Origin of the sequence: Salegentibacter maritimus, assembly GCF_016236915.1 — a bacterium.
Taxonomy (GTDB): domain Bacteria; phylum Bacteroidota; class Bacteroidia; order Flavobacteriales; family Flavobacteriaceae; genus Salegentibacter; species Salegentibacter maritimus.
The window spans coordinates 56,963-77,435 of record NZ_JAEHOK010000007.1; the positions used below are offsets into that span (position 1 = coordinate 56,963).

At 36.7% G+C, this 20,473-nt stretch carries 20 protein-coding genes and 1 tRNA gene; 8 read left to right on the top strand and 13 right to left on the bottom strand.

The window, feature by feature from the left end:
- Window positions 1-234: 234 nt before the first annotated feature.
- Window positions 235-1,143, top strand: coding sequence for a L,D-transpeptidase (locus I6U49_RS06905; RefSeq protein ID WP_198628104.1), 909 nt, complete (start codon window positions 235-237; stop codon window positions 1,141-1,143).
- A 38-nt stretch (window positions 1,144-1,181) separates the two neighbouring features.
- Entirely contained in the window at window positions 1,182-1,946 is a 765-nt protein-coding gene (locus I6U49_RS06910; protein WP_198628105.1) for a hypothetical protein, read from the top strand.
- Between the two features lie 218 nt (window positions 1,947-2,164).
- On the opposite strand, the gene I6U49_RS06915 is transcribed toward I6U49_RS06910, so the two are convergent.
- The 7 genes from I6U49_RS06915 to I6U49_RS06945 form a co-directional block, all read right to left on the bottom strand.
- Window positions 2,165-3,442: a hypothetical protein gene (locus I6U49_RS06915; protein WP_198628106.1), complete on the bottom strand. Its 1,278-nt coding sequence runs from the start codon at window positions 3,440-3,442 to the stop codon at window positions 2,165-2,167.
- Between the two features lie 665 nt (window positions 3,443-4,107).
- Complete coding sequence (locus I6U49_RS06920; RefSeq protein WP_198628107.1) at window positions 4,108-4,509, bottom strand: hypothetical protein; 402 nt, start codon at window positions 4,507-4,509, stop codon at window positions 4,108-4,110.
- Window positions 4,510-4,557: 48 nt separating this feature from the next.
- A complete protein-coding gene (locus tag I6U49_RS06925; RefSeq protein ID WP_198628108.1) occupies window positions 4,558-4,992 on the bottom strand; it encodes an RDD family protein in 435 nt (144 codons plus the stop codon).
- Window positions 4,993-5,472: 480 nt separating this feature from the next.
- A complete protein-coding gene (locus I6U49_RS06930) occupies window positions 5,473-5,793 on the bottom strand; it encodes a 2'-5' RNA ligase family protein (RefSeq protein WP_198628109.1) in 321 nt (106 codons plus the stop codon).
- A gap of 12 nt (window positions 5,794-5,805) precedes the next feature.
- A complete protein-coding gene (locus tag I6U49_RS06935) occupies window positions 5,806-6,009 on the bottom strand; it encodes a 2'-5' RNA ligase family protein (RefSeq protein WP_198628110.1) in 204 nt (67 codons plus the stop codon).
- Window positions 6,010-6,392: 383 nt separating this feature from the next.
- Window positions 6,393-7,625, bottom strand: coding sequence for a diaminopimelate decarboxylase (gene lysA, locus I6U49_RS06940; protein WP_198628111.1), 1,233 nt, complete (start codon window positions 7,623-7,625; stop codon window positions 6,393-6,395).
- Between the two features lie 120 nt (window positions 7,626-7,745).
- The gene (locus I6U49_RS06945) at window positions 7,746-8,918 is read right to left on the bottom strand and encodes an MFS transporter (RefSeq protein WP_193711822.1); all 1,173 of its coding nucleotides are present in this window, start codon (window positions 8,916-8,918) and stop codon (window positions 7,746-7,748) included.
- Between the two features lie 359 nt (window positions 8,919-9,277).
- Between I6U49_RS06945 and sucC the strand changes: the two genes are divergently transcribed.
- A complete protein-coding gene (gene sucC / locus I6U49_RS06950; protein ID WP_193711821.1) occupies window positions 9,278-10,471 on the top strand; it encodes an ADP-forming succinate--CoA ligase subunit beta in 1,194 nt (397 codons plus the stop codon).
- 327 nt (window positions 10,472-10,798) lie between these two features.
- Window positions 10,799-11,131 carry a hypothetical protein gene (locus I6U49_RS06955; RefSeq protein ID WP_198628112.1) on the top strand — a complete coding sequence of 111 codons (333 nt, stop codon included), beginning with the start codon at window positions 10,799-10,801 and terminating at the stop codon, window positions 11,129-11,131.
- 113 nt (window positions 11,132-11,244) lie between these two features.
- Here I6U49_RS06955 and I6U49_RS06960 read toward each other — a convergent pair whose 3' ends face one another.
- The 5 genes from I6U49_RS06960 to I6U49_RS06980 all read right to left on the bottom strand — a co-directional run bounded on the left by I6U49_RS06960 (window position 11,245) and on the right by I6U49_RS06980 (window position 16,333).
- Complete coding sequence (locus I6U49_RS06960) at window positions 11,245-12,015, bottom strand: MBL fold metallo-hydrolase (RefSeq protein ID WP_198628113.1); 771 nt, start codon at window positions 12,013-12,015, stop codon at window positions 11,245-11,247.
- A 63-nt stretch (window positions 12,016-12,078) separates the two neighbouring features.
- Window positions 12,079-12,537, bottom strand: coding sequence for a GNAT family N-acetyltransferase (locus I6U49_RS06965; RefSeq protein WP_193711818.1), 459 nt, complete (start codon window positions 12,535-12,537; stop codon window positions 12,079-12,081).
- Window positions 12,538-12,568: 31 nt separating this feature from the next.
- Entirely contained in the window at window positions 12,569-13,576 is a 1,008-nt protein-coding gene (locus I6U49_RS06970; RefSeq protein WP_198628114.1) for a formimidoylglutamase, read from the bottom strand.
- Window positions 13,576-14,814, bottom strand: a complete 1,239-nt coding sequence (hutI, locus tag I6U49_RS06975) for an imidazolonepropionase (RefSeq protein WP_198628115.1) — start codon at window positions 14,812-14,814, stop codon at window positions 13,576-13,578. The genes I6U49_RS06970 and hutI overlap by 1 nt, the downstream gene beginning before the upstream one ends.
- Window positions 14,815-15,283: 469 nt before the next feature.
- Entirely contained in the window at window positions 15,284-16,333 is a 1,050-nt protein-coding gene (locus tag I6U49_RS06980) for an NAD(P)-dependent alcohol dehydrogenase (protein ID WP_198628116.1), read from the bottom strand.
- 181 nt (window positions 16,334-16,514) lie between these two features.
- Here I6U49_RS06980 and I6U49_RS06985 point away from each other — a divergent pair, with 181 nt between their 5' ends.
- The 4 genes from I6U49_RS06985 (at window position 16,515) to mazG (ending at window position 19,769) form a co-directional block, all read left to right on the top strand.
- On the top strand, window positions 16,515-17,669 hold the full coding sequence (locus I6U49_RS06985) for a trans-sulfuration enzyme family protein (protein WP_198628117.1): 1,155 nt from the start codon (window positions 16,515-16,517) through the stop codon (window positions 17,667-17,669).
- A gap of 76 nt (window positions 17,670-17,745) precedes the next feature.
- Complete coding sequence (gene bshB1 / locus I6U49_RS06990) at window positions 17,746-18,462, top strand: bacillithiol biosynthesis deacetylase BshB1 (protein ID WP_193711813.1); 717 nt, start codon at window positions 17,746-17,748, stop codon at window positions 18,460-18,462.
- A 140-nt stretch (window positions 18,463-18,602) separates the two neighbouring features.
- Window positions 18,603-18,678: transfer RNA gene (locus I6U49_RS06995), tRNA-His, on the top strand.
- 317 nt (window positions 18,679-18,995) lie between these two features.
- The gene (gene mazG, locus I6U49_RS07000) at window positions 18,996-19,769 is read left to right on the top strand and encodes a nucleoside triphosphate pyrophosphohydrolase (protein WP_193711812.1); all 774 of its coding nucleotides are present in this window, start codon (window positions 18,996-18,998) and stop codon (window positions 19,767-19,769) included.
- Window positions 19,770-19,836: 67 nt separating this feature from the next.
- Here mazG and I6U49_RS07005 read toward each other — a convergent pair whose 3' ends face one another.
- A complete protein-coding gene (locus tag I6U49_RS07005) occupies window positions 19,837-20,463 on the bottom strand; it encodes a class I SAM-dependent methyltransferase (protein ID WP_193711811.1) in 627 nt (208 codons plus the stop codon).
- Window positions 20,464-20,473: the final 10 nt, after the last annotated feature.

A 20,473-nucleotide genomic window follows, 5' to 3' on the forward strand; every position in this document is an offset into this window, starting at 1 on the left:
GAAACAAAAAATTTTCGTGTATTCGTGGCAAAAAACAACAAACCCCAGACTTGACAAACCGTCAACCCATAACTCACAACCGACAACTCAAAACTAAGAACCACCAACTTATTTTACCAAACCAACAACAAACTCTTAACGCTTTTTTGGCAGTGAAAATTAAGCTTACTGCCTAATTTCGTTAAGTGTCCCAAAGAGATATCCTACCGGGAACCTGAATTAAAACTATACGAATTGAAGCAAAAATACATAAAACCAAATTGGCTCTTTTTGGGCCTTTTTATCATCATTGTTGAGGCCTGTAATCAACATAAACAAGAAAAAATAGAAGAAACGGCACCTGTTCAATTAGATACTATTTCTTTAGAACCACCGGTTTTTAAAATAACTTACAGTTTAGACTCTATTTCCAATCAGCAACATTTAGACAGTCTTAAATCTAGCCTGTCTAAAACAGAAAGAAAATTGGTGTATGCACTAAATAGAATTGATGAACACCGAATAAAACCGGGTTCAAAATTAATAATTCCTGATTCGCTGATAGCTGATATAAATTTGTATTCCCCATTTCCCTCAACTTTAAGTTTGCTGGATTCTATACAAAAAACGGTATTGATCTCGCAGCGTATACAAGCGTTTGCGCTTTATGAAAATGGCGATTTATTGCGATGGGGTCCGGTTAGTACCGGCAAACAAAGCACAGGTACACCTTCAGGTCTTTATTATGGAAATTATAAAGCAAAGCGAAAAATAAGTACCATAGACGAATCCTGGGTGTTGCCTTATTATTTTAATTTTATGAATTTTGAAGGTATAGGCACCCATGAGTATACACTTCCGGGGTATCCCGCCAGTCATGGATGTGTAAGAATGTACCGGGAGGATGCGCAAGCTATCTACCAATGGGCCAATATGTGGAAATTGGAAAGTGATGTGATTGTTCAAAACGGAACTCCCTTTATGGTAATAGGGGAATATAATTTTAAGGGGGAACTGCCCTGGTTAAAACTTGTAGAAGATAATACAGATAACGATTTAAATCTTCAGGAAATAGACACGATTAAAGTCTATGCTCAGCGTTATAAAAACGATCCTTTAAATTTGAAACTGGAAGATATGGGTGAAAAGGAAATAGTGCTTTAAGTTATTTTTCATTTTGTATTTTAGAGAAAAATAAATTTATGAAACTTAGATTAAGCTTTATTGGTTTGTTAAGTGCTTTTTTATGTAGTTTCGGAAGCCTGGTGGCACAAGAAGAAACCACAATTATGGTAAGAGCTTTGGCAAAAGATGCAAAATTTATAGGAAGCTCTATTGGCGGTGCTAAAATTATTGTGAGCAATGCTGAAACGGGCGAAATCCTGGATCAGGGTTTTACCACGGGAAGTACTGGAAATACAGAACTTATTCTTAAAACTCCCCATAAGCGTTACGATAATATTACCGATGAAAAGACCGCAGGCTTTAAAGCGGTGCTTTCTATCGAGGAACCTACATTTATAAACGTAGAAGCCCATGCTCCTTATAATAAAAAGCAGTCCAGGGTAGTTTCCAGTACACAACTTTGGGCAATACCAGGTAAAAATATAACAGGCGATGGGGTAGTACTGGATGTTCCGGGTTTTGTGGTAGATATTCTTGCCCCCCAAACCCACGAGCGAATTAAATCTTCAAGCAAAATAAACCTTAAAGCAAATATTGTAATGATGTGTGGCTGTCCCGTAACCGAAGGTGGTATATGGGATGCCAATCAATATGAAGTGAAAGCTATAATAAAAGGAGAAGGTCAGAAAGCCCAGGAAATCACATTGAAACCAACAGACAAGCCCAGTACTTTTGAAGCAGCAATAAACTTAGACAAAGCTTATTATACCATTACTGTTTATGCATTTGATCCGTTAACAGGCAACAGCGGAGTAGACAAAACCAATATTATTGTGAATTAACTCACTAAGTGAGATTTGATAATGGAGGTTGGGACTTACCGTCATTTAGTGAATAAAATGAGCGCAGCAATCTTTTGTAGTGAAAAGTGGGTATTGATGAGTTAATTGTTAAAAGTGAAGAGTTAATACCTTCCGTCACTTCAATTTCTATGACAAAACAACCCATAACCGATAACTCATAACCGAGAACCGCTAATCGCCACTTCGCAATGACGTCACTAATTACTACACTCAAAACATTTCATTAATCCTGGACTTATTTCAATGTCTTCAGAGCCTTTAAGAGGTTTGTTTAGTAATTCTCTTTCGGTTATAATTCGTTGAAACTCTTTTGCATATTCCACTAAATTATCTCTACGGGATTTTATTTTTTCAGTGATCTCTTTGCTGCTTTGTTTAGCAATATTTTTTGGCCAAACTTTAAATGAATTGGCAATGGCTTCATCGGTTAATAGGTTCTGCAGATTTTTTGCTTCCGTAATAAAGATTTTAACCGGGGTATTGGTAAGGAAATAAATATCATTAGGATAAACCAACCCGGGCATATGCTCGATCTCTTTTTCAAAAGGTCTTACTTTTGGCTCAATATTTTTATTGGAAATGATCCCGGGAATTACACCGCCTAAATTAAAGAAAGCATTATCGCGATCTCCAGCCAAAGGTATAGCTTTAAAGTTTTTGCCTTCCTTTTGAACTACCCAGCCCCATTGCTTGGTATGGCGATCCCAATCGCCAATGAGCATATCGAATAAACGCGCTCTTACAAAGGCATTTTTATCTATGGAAACCTTTTTCGGATTTTCCTCTTTTAATTCTTGCAGGTTTTTGGTGTCTAAGATTTGATATACATTTTTATAGTCTGTCCAGTTCTCTTTGCCTTCGGTTTCATATTCCAGCAGAAATAAACGATTTCCATATTTTTCATTGTATTGTTTTCCTAAAAACTCCTGTTTCGGCACAAAAACTACTTTGGGATGGGTGTGCAAAATTCCTGCTTTTTCAGAAAGAGATGCTGCCAGAATTGCGCCATAGGGATGCGAAGCCGAAATGGCGTCTATTACAATATTTTTAAGACCCAGGTTGCGAGCCCACTCTGGAACGTGGGTAGAGGGATCTTTGTTAACACTGCGTAGGGAATATAAAAATCCGTTTTTATCCTTTAAGCGAAGCGAGTGGGTTTGTGTGCCGCCACCTTCTTTTACGATCTTCATTCCCCCATACAGGCTGTCCAGAAAAAGTACCGGAACTTTTATCGGGCTGATCCAGGCTTCACGGTAATTCGCTCCCTGCATGATATTCTTAAGTTCATTTGCTTTGTATAAGCTACTGGCAGCAACTTCTACCGAATCATATCTTCGAAAATCTATGTTTTCCAGATCATCAAAATCTTGTATAGTGACCGTTTCAAATTCTTTATCTGTGCTGGAAACCGAAAAATATACCAGTGTTATAAACCCAATAATAAGTATAAAAACTAACCAAAGTAGTTTTTTCATTTTCTTTTATTTTAAATAGGTTTAAAAATACAGATTTATGAATTATTCTAATGAAAAAAAGGATTATACCTGTTGAGGTTTTACTCCATAACTGGGATTATATAATCCTGGGCTTGCTTTAAAATTAAAAATTTGATTCCAAAGAGTGCCTTGATGGCCGGTCCCGACGTAGTTTACTATCTCAGGAAATTTCGCCTTTTAAAATTGAAATTTTCCAGTGAATAGCAAAGCCTTACTTTACCGGCAAACAAGCCAGCAAAGAAATTTAGATATACAGATTTGGAATTACATTTACGGAAAAATGTTCCTGTAAACAGAAAAGCGCTTTACTAAGATTTTGTAAAAAGAAACGATAAGCCTAGCCTAAAACAATAGTTTTTAAGGCAAAATCCAGGAAGATAACAAGCATAAGGGCGGTAAAAATAATTCCAACTAATTTTAAGATATTAATACGATCTTTCATATTTTAAATATTGGTTATACATAGGTTTAAATAGAACATTCTGTAACCAAAGTAGGTTCTTTACAGAAATATAAACCTCTTTAAAATTGTTTTTTAATAGAATATTCTATTAAAATTAACTATAAATATAACTAAAATTAATTATTTTATCCAAATTAGATGTGAATCTTGTGGTTTTTCACACTGGGTTGATGTGGTGTTTTTAGATGTTTTTTTCTTGTTCGAGTTTTAGTTCAATTTCTTCTAAAACCTTATTTAGCTTATAAAAAGACTCCTCTTCAATTATATCTTTGTTGATTTTTATCTTCTTGCTTTTTGTTGCCAGGATATAACTTTTATCAAGCTTTACAATAGTCTCAATTTCATTAAGTTTTACACTTTTTGGAAAGATAGAGTTTTTGGTTAGGTTATTCTTGTCTATGCTAAGGTATTGATGCTTCTTTTCATAATACCAAACGGCTAATTGTAGTAGGCCAAAAATAATCCAGCTAAAATAAATTAGCGAAAAATTGTTTAGGGGAACTAGAATAATTCCAATTGCTAAAAAGCTTATTCCAAAATAAAGTTGATAATTAAGCCTTTTCTTTTTATAATATATAATCACGGTTTAGGATATTTTTAAAGGTGAATTATTAAAATTTCTGTGGATAATTTAAACCTTCTCAACCACTAAAGTTTTGGATAGTTTATCATAAAGATTCTGTTTTTTATCATCCCAAAGCAACCAAATAACAGGAATTAACAGGTAGCCCAATACATATTTAAGCATTTCTCTAATGGCACCTTCCTGCCCTTTATTTATATCTTTACCGGTTTCAGCAGAAATAACTTTTAGATCAAAAATACGATGGCCTAGATTTCCTGAGAAAATGGGATAGAAAATGGCACCTACAATTAATCCCGTGACTGCTGAAATCGGGATGTCTATAAGCTCTAAATCCTGCTCCCAGTAATAGCTAAAAGATTTTCCAAATAGTAGGTAAATGCCAATTATGACAATTGTATATAATATCCCTTCTGTAATTGTGGCTGCCAGTCTTTTGCCTCTTGAGGCCAGTTTATAGCCGTGAACTTCTTCTTGTTTCATATATTATTATATAAATTACAAAGTAATTGTTACAGTTTTAAAAAAAACAGCAAGCCAGACTTTGGAATAAAAATAAATTTAGTCCCAGGACGGTAGCTGCCAACTGTATTTTTTCTCAATAATAGAGATTTATACCTATAGCTGTCGCGATTGAGAGGCTTTCACCGCAATCGAAAACAGCTATCGACTTGATATGTTGTTGGCTTGCCACCAGGTCATTTACCTTTTATAGTAAGACTTTAAAAGGAATCGAGTAGGTAAATTATAATCATTATAATTTCGATGCCCCGGTAATTTTAGAAAAATAAATACTTTTTTGCAAGCTATGCCAAAGTTTCCCCAGTTTAAAAGTAAGCTACACTCAAATATTATTTTTTAGAATAAATGCTTTAGAGCAATTTATTGTCTTCATAATTGTTTTTGTAATAAGTGATCAAAAATAATAAAATGTTATACAAATAACTAAAATATAGAAATGGATCAATTAAAATAAATATCGATACAATTTTCCCAAACTTTGCCATTATGTTTTAAAAGGCTAAAGTTTTTAACCGAAAAGGAATCAGTGAATTTACGTGTTTTAAAATCTGCCCAGGCTTTAGGAAATTCTTTATAATGAAGATCGCGAGATGCTAGGCTTATATGGGGGTGGATCTTAGAAAAAGTTTCGTGCTTTTTAAAGCTGAAATTTTTATGAAGAATTGCTTGTAAATCCTTGTGCAGGTTAATAAGTTCTTTATGGTCTTCAATATTTATAAAAATTACTTTTTGACCAAATCTTCCAAAATCTTTTAATTCCACCTGAAAATTGTTTTAGGTTTCAGCAAAACCCTGTAAAGCTTCTATGAGTTTTTCTTCTTCGGTTTCCGGAATCTTAAATGGAATTTGCAGCGTAATATGCGCCGGGAGTTTTAGTGCATGTTTTGCCTCGTATTTTTCGGCAATCTCCAGCTTCAGCGATTTTATTCGCATACTTATTTCTTCCGGGAGCATTATGGCTATAAAATACAGTGGCATTTCAGTTGAAATTGCGATTAAACCTGCTTTAATTTCCGAAGAAAATTTTAGAAAACACTTTAATTACCTGCAAAAACTCACACAGCTTTAAAACCGATTTTTTTCAGTAATAAAAACGCTTGTCTTATTACAATAATAGATAATCAAACCAAAGGTAAACAGCAGTAAATTTTGTACCAGGCTGTTTACCATTATGTTTAAATCGTCTCCAGTGACTACTTTTATAAGTTTTCCAATTATGGAAAGTCCGGGGGGCAGTCATAAATGTGGTGACTTCAAAAGCTTATTGTCAATTAGGATGTAGGAAATCCGGGATTGCTAATAGAAAAATATAAATAGTAAGAGGTTAAAGACCACTTGTTTTAAAATCGATTTATATAGGTTTATTCGGTTATTTTTTCAACTGTTTCCCCCAGGTCTATCACTTTTTGATGTCTTAATAAATCTTCAAAGCTTTCGCGTTCTCTAATTAAATGTGCTTTGCCGTTATACCATAATACTTCGGCAGGACGGTAGCGGGAATTAAAATTACTGGCCATAGAAAAAGAATAGGCGCCGGCATTGCTAAACGCCAAAATATCGCCTTCAGTAATTTCGGCAATCCTACGATTGTTTGCAAAAGTATCGGTTTCACAAATATAACCTACCACCGAGTAAAACCTGAATTTCCCATCGGGATTGGAAATATTGTGAATGTCGTGATGTGAGCCATAAAACATTGGGCGGATTAGATGATTAAAACCTGTGTCTACCCCGGCAAAAACGGTAGAAGTGGTTTGTTTTATCACGTTTACCTTAGTTAAAAACTTTCCTGCTTCACTAACCAAAAATTTTCCGGGTTCAAAAACAAGGGTTAACTCTCGGCCATATTCTTTACAGAAATTCTTAAAACGTTCGCTTAGTTTTTCTCCCAGTTCTTCTATATCGGTCTCAATGTCATTTTCGCGGTAAGGCACTTTAAATCCGCTTCCAAAGTCAAGAAATTCAAGATTTTTAAAGTTTTTAGCCGAATCAAAAAGAATTTCAGAAGCACGCAGAAAAACTTCAATATCAAGAATATCACTTCCCGTGTGCATATGAATCCCATTTATGGTCATTCCTGTATTTTCAACTATGCGCAACAAAAGTGGCATTTGGTGAATAGAAATTCCAAACTTAGAATCTACGTGGCCTACCGAAATTTTAGAATTACCACCCGCTAAAATATGCGGATTTATACGTATACATACGGGAACCTCGGGGTGTTTGGCTCCAAATTGCTCTAAAATAGAAAGGTTGTCTATGTTGATTTGTACACCCAGTCGTACCACCTGTTCAATCTCTTCCAGGGAAACCCCGTTTGGAGTGTAAATAATATCTTTTGGCGTAACCCCCGCTTCCAATGCAAGTCTAACCTCTTGTATAGAAACGGTATCCATACCGCTCCCCAGGGAGTTTAGATATTTTAAGATAGAAATATTAGAAAGAGCCTTCACTGCATAGTGAATACGTAAATCTTTAATTTCTGAAAATGCACTTTTTAGTCGGTTGTACTGAAAAGCAATCTTTTCGGCATCATACACATATACGGGGCTTCCAAATTCCCGGGCAACAGCTAGTAAATCTTGATTAGTCATAACAGCTAAAAAATTAGTTGGCAAAAAAGAGGAGAAATTTCAACTTCCACAAACACAAGCTCCAAAAATAACGAATTCTTTGAAATTGTTAAGATTATAGAAAAACATCTTTTACGGCTCTTAGCTCACTGCAGCTAGTTCAATTTTTCTTTTTCTTCTAATAAGAATAATAACTATAGCAATAAAAACTCCCATTCCTGCCATCACAGCTCCTACTAAAGAAGCAGCGGTGAAACTATATCCAAAAGCAATGGGGAGACCGGCAAAATAAGCTCCCGAAGCGTTTCCCATATTAAAAGCGCTTTGGTTCATAGAAGATCCAAGGCTTTCTGAACCTTTAGCCGAGTTGATCATAACCATTTGTATAGGCGTAGAAAGGCAAAAAGCGATCGTAGCAATAAGGAATGTCATTACTAAAATTGCGATTTGATTTTCGGCTACGTAGGCATTGGTAATTAATGCTAAAGCCATTAGAACCATGCTCATCAATACTGCGTAAATAGGAGAAAATCTTTCGGCGAGTTTGGCGCCAATAAGGTTACCTATTACCATGCCTAATCCTGCTAAAATCATAACATAGCTTACAATTCCTTCTGGATGGCCGGCCACTTTGGTAAGTAATGGCGCAATATAACTATACCAGGCAAAAAAGCCCCCGGTGCCAATAGTAGTAAGTAAAATAACCATCCATAGTTCACCGCGTTTTAGTACTTTAAGGTCTTTTTTTATTCCTTCAGAAGAAGATTTTGGTAATTCGGGCATCCATAATTTTATACTGGTAATAGCCATTAAGCCTACTACACCAACCAACATAAAGGAAAGGTTCCAACTAAAGTTTTGTCCCAAATAAGTGCCCAGGGGGACCCCAATAACATTCGCCATGGTTAAGCCCGTAAACATGGTAGCAATTGCCCTGGCAGCTTTGCCCGGTCTGGCCAGTTGCCCGGCAACTACAGCGCCAATTCCAAAGAATGCACCGTGGGGTAAACCAGATAAAAACCGGGAAACCAATAAAAGCTCATAAGAATTTGCAAAAGCCGAAAGCGAGTTAAATAGGGTAAACCACAGCATAAGAAGAAGTAGGGTTTTATGTGCCGGCCATTTACTTCCAAAAGCGGTTAATAAAGGGGCGCCAATTACGACACCCAAAGCATAGGCTGAAATAAAATGCCCTGCCTGCGGAATACTAATATCTAATGCCGAAGCTACTTCCGGGAGGATTCCCATTATTACAAATTCTGTCATTCCAATACCAAAACCTCCAATGGCCAGGGCAAAAAGTGCTTTATTCATTTCTAGTTTCAGATTTTAACAAGCGGCAAAAGTAATGGGAGTAGTGCTAATAAAATATAAAATCACGCAAAATCTACGATAAGCTTATAGTGCTTACATACCAGTAATAGCTTGCTTTTTTAAAATGACTTCCTTAATAAAAAGCTAAATTTTACAGGATAAATGAAATTCTGTAGCTCGGGTTACCAACTTGAAATTCAAAACTTTCTTCAATTAGATAGCTTGTGAGCTCGTTGCGAGCGAGTTTAGCCGAAAAATAGATTATAGAAGAGTATGGGATATCCTAAAAAAGATTGGTACAATAGCTATACATTTGTTACTTTTGCTAACCATAAAAAATACTGAAGAAATAGCTGATTATGAACATACACGAATATCAAGGAAAGGAAATTTTAAGCAGTTTTGGCGTACGTATTCAACGTGGCCTGGTTGCGCATAATGCAAAAGAGGCTGTAGACGCTGCTAAGGAGTTAACCGAACAAACCGGTACCGGGTGGCACGTTATTAAGGCTCAGGTACACGCAGGTGGCCGTGGAAAAGGTGGAGGTGTAAAACTAGCCAAGAACCTAAAGGAAGTTGAAGAAGTTGCAGGAGACATTATTGGGATGAACCTGGTAACGCCGCAAACTTCTGCCGAGGGTAAAAAAGTACATCAGGTTTTAATTGCCGAAGATGTGTATTATCCAGGAGATAGCGAACCCGAAGAATATTATATGTCTGTATTGCTTAACCGTGCCACGGGACGTAACATGATTATGTATTCTACCGAAGGAGGAGTGGATATTGAAACTGTAGCCGAAGAAACTCCGCATTTGATTTTTACCGAAGAGATAGATCCTGCTACCGGATTAATGCCTTTTCAGGCTAGAAGAATAGCTTTTAACCTTAAGTTAAGCGGTGCTGCTTTTAAAGAAATGACCAAGTTTGTGATGTCGCTTTACAAAGCATTTGAAAAATCTGATTCTTCACTTTTTGAAATCAACCCGGTTTTAAAAACAAGTGATGATAAAATTCTTGCAGTAGATGCAAAAGTAACCCTTGATGATAACGCGCTTTTCCGTCATAAAGACTATGCTGAAATGCGTGACATTCGTGAGGAAAATCAAACTGAAGTTGAAGCCAAAGAAGTTGGACTTAACTATGTGGACCTTGATGGTAATGTGGGCTGTATGGTAAATGGCGCCGGACTTGCCATGGCTACTATGGACCTTATTAAACAAGCGGGAGGAGAGCCGGCAAACTTCCTTGACGTTGGTGGTACAGCTGATGCGAAAAGAGTAGAAGAAGCTTTTCGTTTAATCTTAAAAGATGAGAAAGTAGAAGCTATCCTGGTAAATATATTTGGAGGTATAGTTCGTTGTGACCGTGTGGCACAGGGAATTGTAGATGCCTATAAGAATATGGGAGACGCGGTTAACGTGCCAATTATTGTACGTTTACAGGGTACCAATGCTGATATTGCCAAGAAATTAATTGACGATAGCGGTTTTAAGATCCACTCGGCAGTGCAATTCCAGGAAGCAGCAGATAAAGTACAGGAAGTACTTAAATAATATATTTTTCAGGATTAGTTATCCTGATTAAATAAGGACTGTCTAAAGTTTGATTTTGACTGTCTGAGAAGTTTTACAATTCGTCATTCTGTCCCGAAAGCTTTCGGGACTATTTCAGCATCTAAGTTTATAAGAATTTTAGAGGCTGAAATAAGTTTAGCTTGATGTATAAGAAAGACTTTCCGGATAGTTATAACATATCAAACCTTAGACAGTTTTTTTTATGCCTAATTTTTATTTGTTAAAGTGTGTTAAAAATAATATAAGCCTGTAACATATAGAGTTTTAAGTTGGTCTTTAATATGTATAACCTTAAAATTTTATATTATGAAAACTTTAAAATTCGTATTATGTGCTTTAGCCATTAGCGCCGGAACTTTACTTCACGCTGCTCCTGAAAAATCAACTGAAACTTCTGTAGCTTTTAATAAGGAGATTCAGCAATTATTAAAAAATATTGATCTTGAAGTAAGTGAAGATGTGGAGGCTTATTTAATAGTTAGATTTAACTGTAAAAATGAAATGGAGGTGCTTTATGTAGGATCAAAAAACGCTGAGGCCCGTAAGAAAATCAAAAAATGTTTAAATAATAAAGAGATAAAAACTGTTTTAGATCCATCTGTAGAAAATTATAAGCTTCCTATAAGGCTAAAAGCTTAAAAGTTGCTTCAATCAAAAAATGAAAAAGAATAAAAAAACCCGGCTCATCACCGGGTTTTCGTTTTTTAGAATTTCTATTTTTCTTTGTCTGGATACCAATCCAACATTTCTACTTAAATTTCCGGATTTCCTTTGTTCACCAGGGTTTTAAACTTTTCTATATCAGCAAAACCATCTTTACCTCTAAAATGATAAGGAATTACCTTTTTTGGGGCAAAAGCCAGCACTCCATCGGCGGCAGCTTCTACCGTCATGGTATAAGGTAAATTCATAGGAATTAAAGCCAAATCTATATTTTCCAGGTTTCGCATTTCAGGAATATCTTCGGTATCTCCGGCTATATAAAGCCGCTTACCATTCTTTTCCAGCACATATCCATTACCGCGCCCTTTGGTATGAAAAGCCTCAGGGTCTTCCGGTAAGTTATACATGGGAATGGCTTCAATATTAAAGTCCATCACTTTTGTGTTAGCTCCATTTTCTAAAGTCTCCAAAATTGTATCTAATTCCTTAGGTAGGTTTTCTTTTACAGCCTGTGGTACAATAACGGGAATCTCTTTAAGATTCAGAGCTTGCAAGGTCTCAGCACTCATATGGTCTCCGTGAATATCGGTTATAAGAATGAAATCTGGCTTTTCCATTCCTTTAAATGCCTCAGCACCTCCTAAAGGGTCTATGTAAAAAGTCGCGTCGCCCCAATTTATTACGGCAGTAGCGTGAGAGATGGGGGTAATGCTTATAGATGCTGTTTCCTCTTCATCTTGCTGCTGACTTATTTTAGAGGAATTTTCTGTTTCTGCTAAGGGGTTTTCGTCTTTTTTACCTTCATTTTTACAGCCGGAAAATAAAATTCCAAGGCTAATTAGTGTTAGTAAGTATTTCATATTTAGTTGTTTTCTATTAAAAATAAGGAACGACGACCAAAATAGCTTAAGATTTGTAAAACTTTAAGAAAGGTTCAGGCGCATTTTAATGTCTCCACGAGAATAGGGGTTGTTTTCTCCCATGGGAATTTCTTTAAATCCATATTTCTCATAAATATAGATTGCGTTTTCAAGCTTTCGGTTTGAAAATATAATAAGCTGATCCCAATTTTGTTTGGCTGCAAACTCTAAGGTATGCTCCATTAATTTCTGCCCTATTTTCTTTCCCTGGTGTTCAGGGCTAATTGCCATTTTAGTAAGCTCAAAAATTCCTTCCTCAATTTTCATAAGGGCCACACAGCCAATTGTTTTTTCTTCTTCTTTTACTAAAAAAATTGTACCCCCTGGGTCTATAATGTGTTTTTGTGGATTTCCTAATACTTCTTCATCGTGAGGCTCTACCCAAAAATATTCTTCTAACCAGGCAATATTTAGAGCTTTAAAATCAGTAGCGTAAACTGGACTGTATGTGATTATTTTCATTTTTAAATTAAATTTTTTATTTGGGCAGGGGTTAATTGTTTGTTTTCTCTATAAAGTCGGTAACAAAATATGATAGGGCTTTTCCTACTTGTGCCGGATTATGGGATCCAGGAGCAGCTTCACAAATGTGTAAATACTTGCAATTTTTTTCTTCAGAACTAAGTTGAAGAAAACTTCTAAGCGTATTTAGATCGAAGCCTGAAGGCGATTGCGCACTGCTTGGGAAGTTTATAATTGCATCACAATCTACTTCTATACCAAAGTCTTCTTTACTTATAAACTCCAGCTGAGAACTAAAGGCTCTTAATTTTTCCTGGTGGGATTGCGAAATAAGATCGTCAAAAAGGCAAAATTTAATATGGGAGCTTGCTTTTAACTCGTCAAAAATATATTGAGGTGTATAGTTTTTATGTAAACCAAAAATTGCATATTTCTGCAGGAATCCATCGTGTTTGGCAAAGCTAAAACCGTTGCCACTATGCCTATGCTCTAATTTTCTAAGATCAGTATGGGCGTCTATGTTTAAAACATTAATCGGGTTTTTTAGGGCCCTGGAAGTACCTTTTATATTTCCAAAAGCGTTGTTGTGGCCACCCCCTATAATTATGGGAGTTTTACCTGCAGCAACTATTTTTTCTACAAGCAAGCTTACTTTTTCATCTATTTCTGCTACCAGGTCACCAAGTTTCACAAAATAATTAGGATCACTAGCATCTATATTGGCTGCTTTTTGCATTTCGGGTTTACACTCAATTTCACCAAGGAGTAAAATATTCTTAGCATTGGTGAAAACATTCTCCTGTATATTCAAAAAAGAACTTAAAAAAACTTCCCAGGCTTTGGAAGCACCGGGTTTTCCGTAATTAGCCCTAATTCCAATATCTTCCGGAATCCCAACAAGCACAAACTTAGCCTTGCTGTTTGTAATTTCTTCCAGGTTTTCAATAAAAGCGATTTTTTCACCTAAGCGCGTTTCGCCTTCTCTTCTGGAAATTAACTTTTCTATGGTTTTGTAAGCGTATAATTTTAAAACTTCCATTAGCCTACAATTTTCCCGTTAATAAAAACCGATTCTATAGCATTGGTGCCGAAGGCATAGGGTAAAAAGGTATAAGACGGAATTTCTTTAGTAAGTATAAAATTGGCTTTTTTGCCCCTGGTGATGCTTCCGTGGGTTTTGCTGAGGTCCATTGCGTAAGCCCCGTTTATAGTAGCTGCATTTATGGCCTCTTCGGGGGTCATTTTCATTTTTATGCAGGCCAGGGAAACTACCAGGTTCATATTTCCGCTGGGGGTGCTTCCCGGATTAAAATCGCTTGCAAGTGCTAATGGCAATCCTGCATCCAGCATTTTACGTGCCGGGGTGTAGGGAATACTAAGAAATAATGAGCAGGAGGGAAGCGCAACCGGCATAGTATCAGTTCCTTTTAAACTTTCAATATCTTCTGGTCGCATTACCTCTAAATGGTCTACACTTAAAGCTTCATGCTCAATACCTGCCTGAATACCGCCAATAGCATGAAATTGATTGACATGTATTTTGGGTTTTAAGCTAAATTTTTTCGCTGCTGAAAGTAGTTTATGTGTATCATCAACGCTGAAATATCCTTTTTCACAAAAAATATCTATGTATTCTGCCAGGTTTTCTTTGGCAACTTTTGGTAAGATTTTTTCAATTACCAGGTCCATATAAGCATCTGGGCTTTCTTTGTATTCCCTTGGGATAGCGTGTGCACCCAAAAAAGTTGCTTTAATTGGAAGGTCGTAATTTTCCTGAAGCTTTTTTATTACCCGAAGCATTTTTAGTTCACCTTCTTCGGTCAATCCGTAACCCGATTTAATTTCAACCGCAGCGGTACCCAGTTTTATTACTTCTTCCAGCCTTTTAGCAGATTGCCGGTAGACTTCTTCTTCTGAAGTTTCCTGTAAGGTTTTGGCAGAGTTTAAAATTCCGCCACCGCGATTAGCTATTTCTTCGTATGAAAGTCCGTTAATACGGTCTGCGAATTCCTGCTCCCTGTTGCCGGCATACACGATATGCGTGTGGGAATCGCACCATCCGGGCAGGATTATCTTTCCTTTGGCATCAATAGTTGTATCTACTTCAAGTTTAGGTAGTGAAGACATTTCACCATAATTGGCAATCGTATCATTTTCAATAAGCAACCAGGCATTTTTAATAGTTGGCAACTCTTTCATTTCGGCACCAGATAATTTGGTAATGTTGTTTTCCCTTATTTGAAGAAGTTCTTTAATATTGATAAATAATTGTTTCATTGTGGTTTGTTTTTGTGTAGGTTTTCTGCTGATTTTCGGCCTTGAACAAATATAAAAACTAAGCCGGGAAAACCGACTTTTAACTACAAACAAAAAAGCTTACAGAAAAGTCTTTTCTAATTATAAAAGCGTTTTTAATTTCTTAGTTAACACAAGTAGAAATATTTGTCGAAAAAAAATCGTCACCTTCAATTAATTTCAGGGTGACGAATTATAAAAGTATACTAACTCGGGTTAAGCCCAAGAGGCATTGCTTGGAAACAAATTTTAATTTCGAGCTAAACCTCTGGGTATTATACCCTTTGGCGGTGCCAATAAAGTGATTTTTTAATTCACATCTAATATAGAATTTGTTTTATAGCTTGCCCCGATTTCTATAAGAGATCTAAATATCATATTAGAAGTAGAAACCTGCCGTAGGTTTAGCCGGGCAGGTTTCAGCTTGATGCTACTAAACCTTTTAGGAATTCTAATTTTTTAGGGATTTCATATCTATTACGAAGCGATATTTAACATCAGATTTTACAACCCTGTTAAAAGCTTCATTTATATTTTGCATATCAATCATTTCAATATCTGAAACAATATTATGTTTCCCACAAAAATCCAGCATTTCCTGTGTTTCTTTAATTCCGCCAATTACCGAACCGGCAATACGTTTTCGCCCGGTAATTAATCCGCCTCCATGCACCGGGTCTAGCGGTTCAATGGCTCCTACCAGTACCATGGTGGCATCTCGTTTTAACAAAGCTACATAAGGATTCATATCATGACCAACCGGAACGGTATTCAACAGAAAATCGAAAGTACCGGCCTGTTTTTTCATGTCTTCTTCGTTTTTAGAGATCAGTACTTCGTCGGCACCCAATTTTTTGGCGTCTTCAGATTTTGAAGGAGAAGTAGTAATCATAACTACGTGTGCTCCCATGGCATGGGCAAATTTTACTCCCATATGCCCAAGTCCGCCTAATCCTATTACACCAACTTTATCTCCTTTTTTTACATTCCAATGCCGTAATGGAGAATAAGTAGTAATACCTGCACAAAGTAATGGGGCAGCAGCTTTAGCGTCTATATTTTCCGGTACTTTAAGTACAAATTCTTTATCCACTACAATTTGTTCGGCGTAACCTCCAAAGGTATGTCCTCCCAAATGTTTGTCTTTGCTATTGTAAGTTAAAGTAGCCCCGTTTTCACAAAATTGCTCCAGGTCTTCCTTACAGGAATCGCATTCCTGGCAGGAATCTACCATACAACCAACCCCTACAAGGTCTCCCTCTTTAAAGTTGTTTACGTTTTCTCCAACCTGGGTAACACGGCCTATAATTTCGTGCCCGGGTACTACCGGGTATACAGAATTTTTCCAGTCGTTTCTAACCTGGTGTATATCACTATGGCAAACTCCACAGTAGTCTATTTCAATCTTTACATCGTTGGGGGTTATTTCTCTGCGTTCAATATCTAAGGCTTCTAAATTGGCATCGCTGGCTTGCGCACCAAATGCTTTTACTTTACTCATAATCATTCAATTTTTCTTAAAGATAAAGAATTGATGGCGCAATTATTAATAGGATAATTGCTTTAACTTTATTTAACTTTTGTTTTAAAAAATAATTCTTTCAATACAGGAAACAGCTTTAAAACCCGAAGTATTTAGATTATTTATTTTTACATTAGGGCGAATTTTGAATGTATTATAAATGACAAAGAAAAATCCGGGATTAAATACCATTTGTACCCATATTGGAGAATTGGAAGACAAGCAGTTTAAGGGTGCAGTTTCGCCCTTATATATGGCTACTTCTTATGCTTTTGAAGATGTAGAGGTAAAACGTTACCCGCGTTATTTTAACACGCCAAATCAGGTAGCTTTAGCTCAAAAAATGGCAGCTTTAGAGCACGCTGAAGCCGCTTTGATCTTTGGTAGCGGTATGGCTGCAGTAAGTACCGCTCTTTTGGCTTTTGCACAAAAGGGAGACCACGTGGTGTTTCAAAATACGCTTTACGGGGGAACCAGTAATTTAGTGACAGAAGAGTTTGAGAAATTCGGGATGGAATATTCTTTTACAAAAGACGCTACACCTGAATCTTTTGAAGCTGAAATAAAAGAGAATACCAGGGTGATTTATATTGAGACACCTTCAAATCCCTTACTTACCGTAACCGATATAAAAGCAATTGCCGAAATTGCTAAAAAACATAATCTGGTAAGTATGATAGATAATACTTTTGCTTCGCCGGTAAACCAGAACCCTATAGATTTTGGGATAGATATTGTTTTGCATTCGGCTACAAAATATATGGGTGGCCATAGCGATATTCTTGCGGGAACTGCCATAGGTTCAGAAAAGCATATAGACAGGGTTTTTCAATTAGCTAAGAATTTTGGCGGAAGTTTAAGTGATTTTACGGTTTGGATGTTAGAAAGAAGCTTAAAAACCATGGGCTTGCGCGTGCGTGCGCAAAATGAAAATGCGCTTGAATTAGCTAAGTTTCTTGAAGAGCATAAGGATATTTCCAGGGTTTATTATCCGGGATTAGCATCGCATCCAGATCATAACCTTGCTAAAGCCCAAATGAAAGGTTTTGGAGGGATGATGTCTTTTGAATTACGCGAAGGTTTGGATTATGATCTTTTTCAGAAAAAATTAAAACTTATAAAATCTTCTATGAGCCTTGCGGGTGTAGAATCAACTATACTTTTACCAGCAAAAACATCACACGGGTTGCTTTCTCCTGAAGAACGGGAAGCCCAGGGAATCAAAGACGGCTTAATGCGATTTTCTGTGGGAATAGAGGAGAAGGAAGATTTAATAGAAGACCTGGAACAGGCTTTAAAGGAAATACAAGCTTAGAAATACTAGATGTGAAGTTTGAAAGATTAACTTAAAATTAGATTTCCGCGGCAGCGGAAATGACAAAGTAAATATTATGAAATTAGATATATTGGCTATAGGTGCGCATCCAGATGATGTAGAGCTAAGTTGCGCCGGTACTATAGCAAAAGAAGTAGATAGAGGAAAGAAAGTAGGAATTTTAGATCTTACCCGTGGCGAGTTGGGCACCCGTGGCACAGCTGAGACCAGAGACCAGGAAGCTAAAAATGCGGCTAAAATTTTAGGCGTTTCTGTTCGGGAAAACCTTGAATTTAGTGATGCTTTTTTTATGAATAACGCTGCGCATCAGCTGGAAATAATAAAAATATTAAGAAAATATCGTCCGGAAATTGTGTTGTGTAATGCGATAGATGATAGGCATATAGATCATGGAAAAGGAGCAAAACTAACCAGTGATGCGTGTTTTTTAAGCGGACTTCGTAAAATTGAAACCATATATGAGGGAGAAAGCCAGCAAGAATGGCGGCCAAAGCATGTATATCATTATATTCAATGGAAAAATCTAAAGCCCGATGTAGTAGTTGATATTTCGGGATATATCGATAAAAAGATGGCGTCGGTAAAAGCCTACAGAACCCAGTTTTACGATGAGGATTCCAAGGAGCCGGAAACGCCAATTTCCAGTAGTAACTTTTTAGAAAGTATTACTTACAGGGCAAGAGACCTGGGAAGGCTTATTAATACCGAACACGCCGAAGGCTATACGGTAGAACGCTACCCTGCTGTAGATTCTATTTTCGATTTAATTTAAAAAATACTTTTTAGCTAAATTGTTCGTTTAAAGCTTTTTATAATTGTTGCTCAAAAATAAACTTGAATTTCAATTTAATATTGATTTTTTTTCTTTGGGAAATTGCTAAAATAGCTTACATTTGCAACCGCAATTAAAATGGTGGTTGTAGCTCAGCTGGTTAGAGCGCCGGATTGTGGTTCCGGAGGTCGCCGGTTCGAAACCGGTCTTCCACCCTTTATTCAGCCCTTCGGAAACGAAGGGCTTTTTTATTTTTTAGAGTTGAGGTTTTGAATATTACGTTTGAGAAGCCTGTCCCGATTGGAGTTCCTGGAACGGAATATCGTGAAAACAGGTTTTCCTCCCTTTATTCAAGCTTTCAGGTTGCTGACCAGAAGCTTCGGGATTGTTTCAGCATCTTTTAAGCCTTGAATTCGATGAGCTTATATTCTGAAATTAATCCAGAATGCCAATTTCAAGTATTTATTTCCCGCCTAAGATTCTAAAATCCTATTAGCAATCCTTATTTTTGCCAAAATCAAAATTCTTATTTCATGAACTCCAGAGAAGCACAGCTAAAAGCATTTGATCGTTTATTAACTATTATGGACGAGCTTAGGGAGCAATGCCCCTGGGACAGGAAGCAAACCATGGAGTCGCTAAGGCACCTTACTATTGAGGAGACTTACGAGCTTGGAGATGCGATTTTGGATAAAGATCTGGAAGAAGTTAGAAAAGAATTGGGCGACCTGTTGCTTCACCTGGTTTTTTATGCGAAAATAGGTAGCGAAAGCGAGGACTTTGATATTGCCGATGTAGCTAATGGTATTTGTGACAAACTAATAGACCGTCATCCGCATATTTATGGAGATGTTAAAGTAACCGATGAAGCCGAAGTTAAAAAGAACTGGGAAAACCTAAAGTTAAAGGAAGGTAAAAAAAGTGTATTGGAAGGCGTACCACGTTCCCTGCCGGCTGTAGTAAAAGCCAGTAGAATTCAGGAGAAAGTTGCCGGGGTAGGATTTGATTGGGAAAAGCCCGAGCAGGTTTTTGAAAAACTTCAGGAAGAATTAGGGGAATTACAGCACGAGATAAATACAGCCAATAAGGATAAAATGGAAGCCGAATTTGGCGATGTGATGTTCTCTATGATAAATTATGCCAGGTTTCTTGGAATAAACCCTGAAAATGCCCTGGAACGAACCAATAAAAAGTTTATAAACCGATTTCAATATCTGGAAGAGAAAGCCAAAGAACAAAATAAAGCTTTAAAAGATATGAGCCTGGCTGAAATGGATGTCTTTTGGAACGAGGCCAAGTTGAAGTAATTCTTCTTCAGTTTTATTCTTACTTTGCTCTAAATTTTGAGAAATAACTATCAAGGGCTTTCTTGGTTTATTTACTAAAAACAATAGAATCAGCCCTAATTTCCAGGCCTGAAAAACCTAAATTCTCTTTTATCCACTTCAAACTTTTTTCAGTATAGAAAAAGACGTGCGTGGCGTCGTTTTTATAATACCAGTTATTAAAATCAATTTTATCTGAATAGAGAGCGGTTTTACAGTAGAGTTTTCCTCCCGGTTTTAAAAGAGATGCCAGTGTTTTAAATTCTCCTTTCGGTTTATAGAAATGCTCCATCACTTCACAGCATATTATAAAGTGATATTGTGACTTTAGAGCCTCTTTGTTGGGGTGAAAATACGGGTCGTATAAAGTAGTTTTATAGCCTGCTTTTTCTAATTGAATACTAATTACGGGGCCTGTTCCACAACCATAATCAAGGCCGTTATCCTCTGGAGAAAAATCCTGAAGAATACGGGAAGTTATAGGCTTAACAAAATCCTGGTAACCGGTGTTTTCTACATCATTGTTATGGGTAAGGTAGCGTGCCTCTTCTGCTTTTTTGGAAATATAATATTCAGGTAATAGTTGAATGCTCCCACAATGGGTGCATTCAACAAATTCCCTGTTTTTATCTGACCAAGATTTTTTAGTTGCTCCCTTACAAAGAAGGCAATTCATAGCTGCCGTG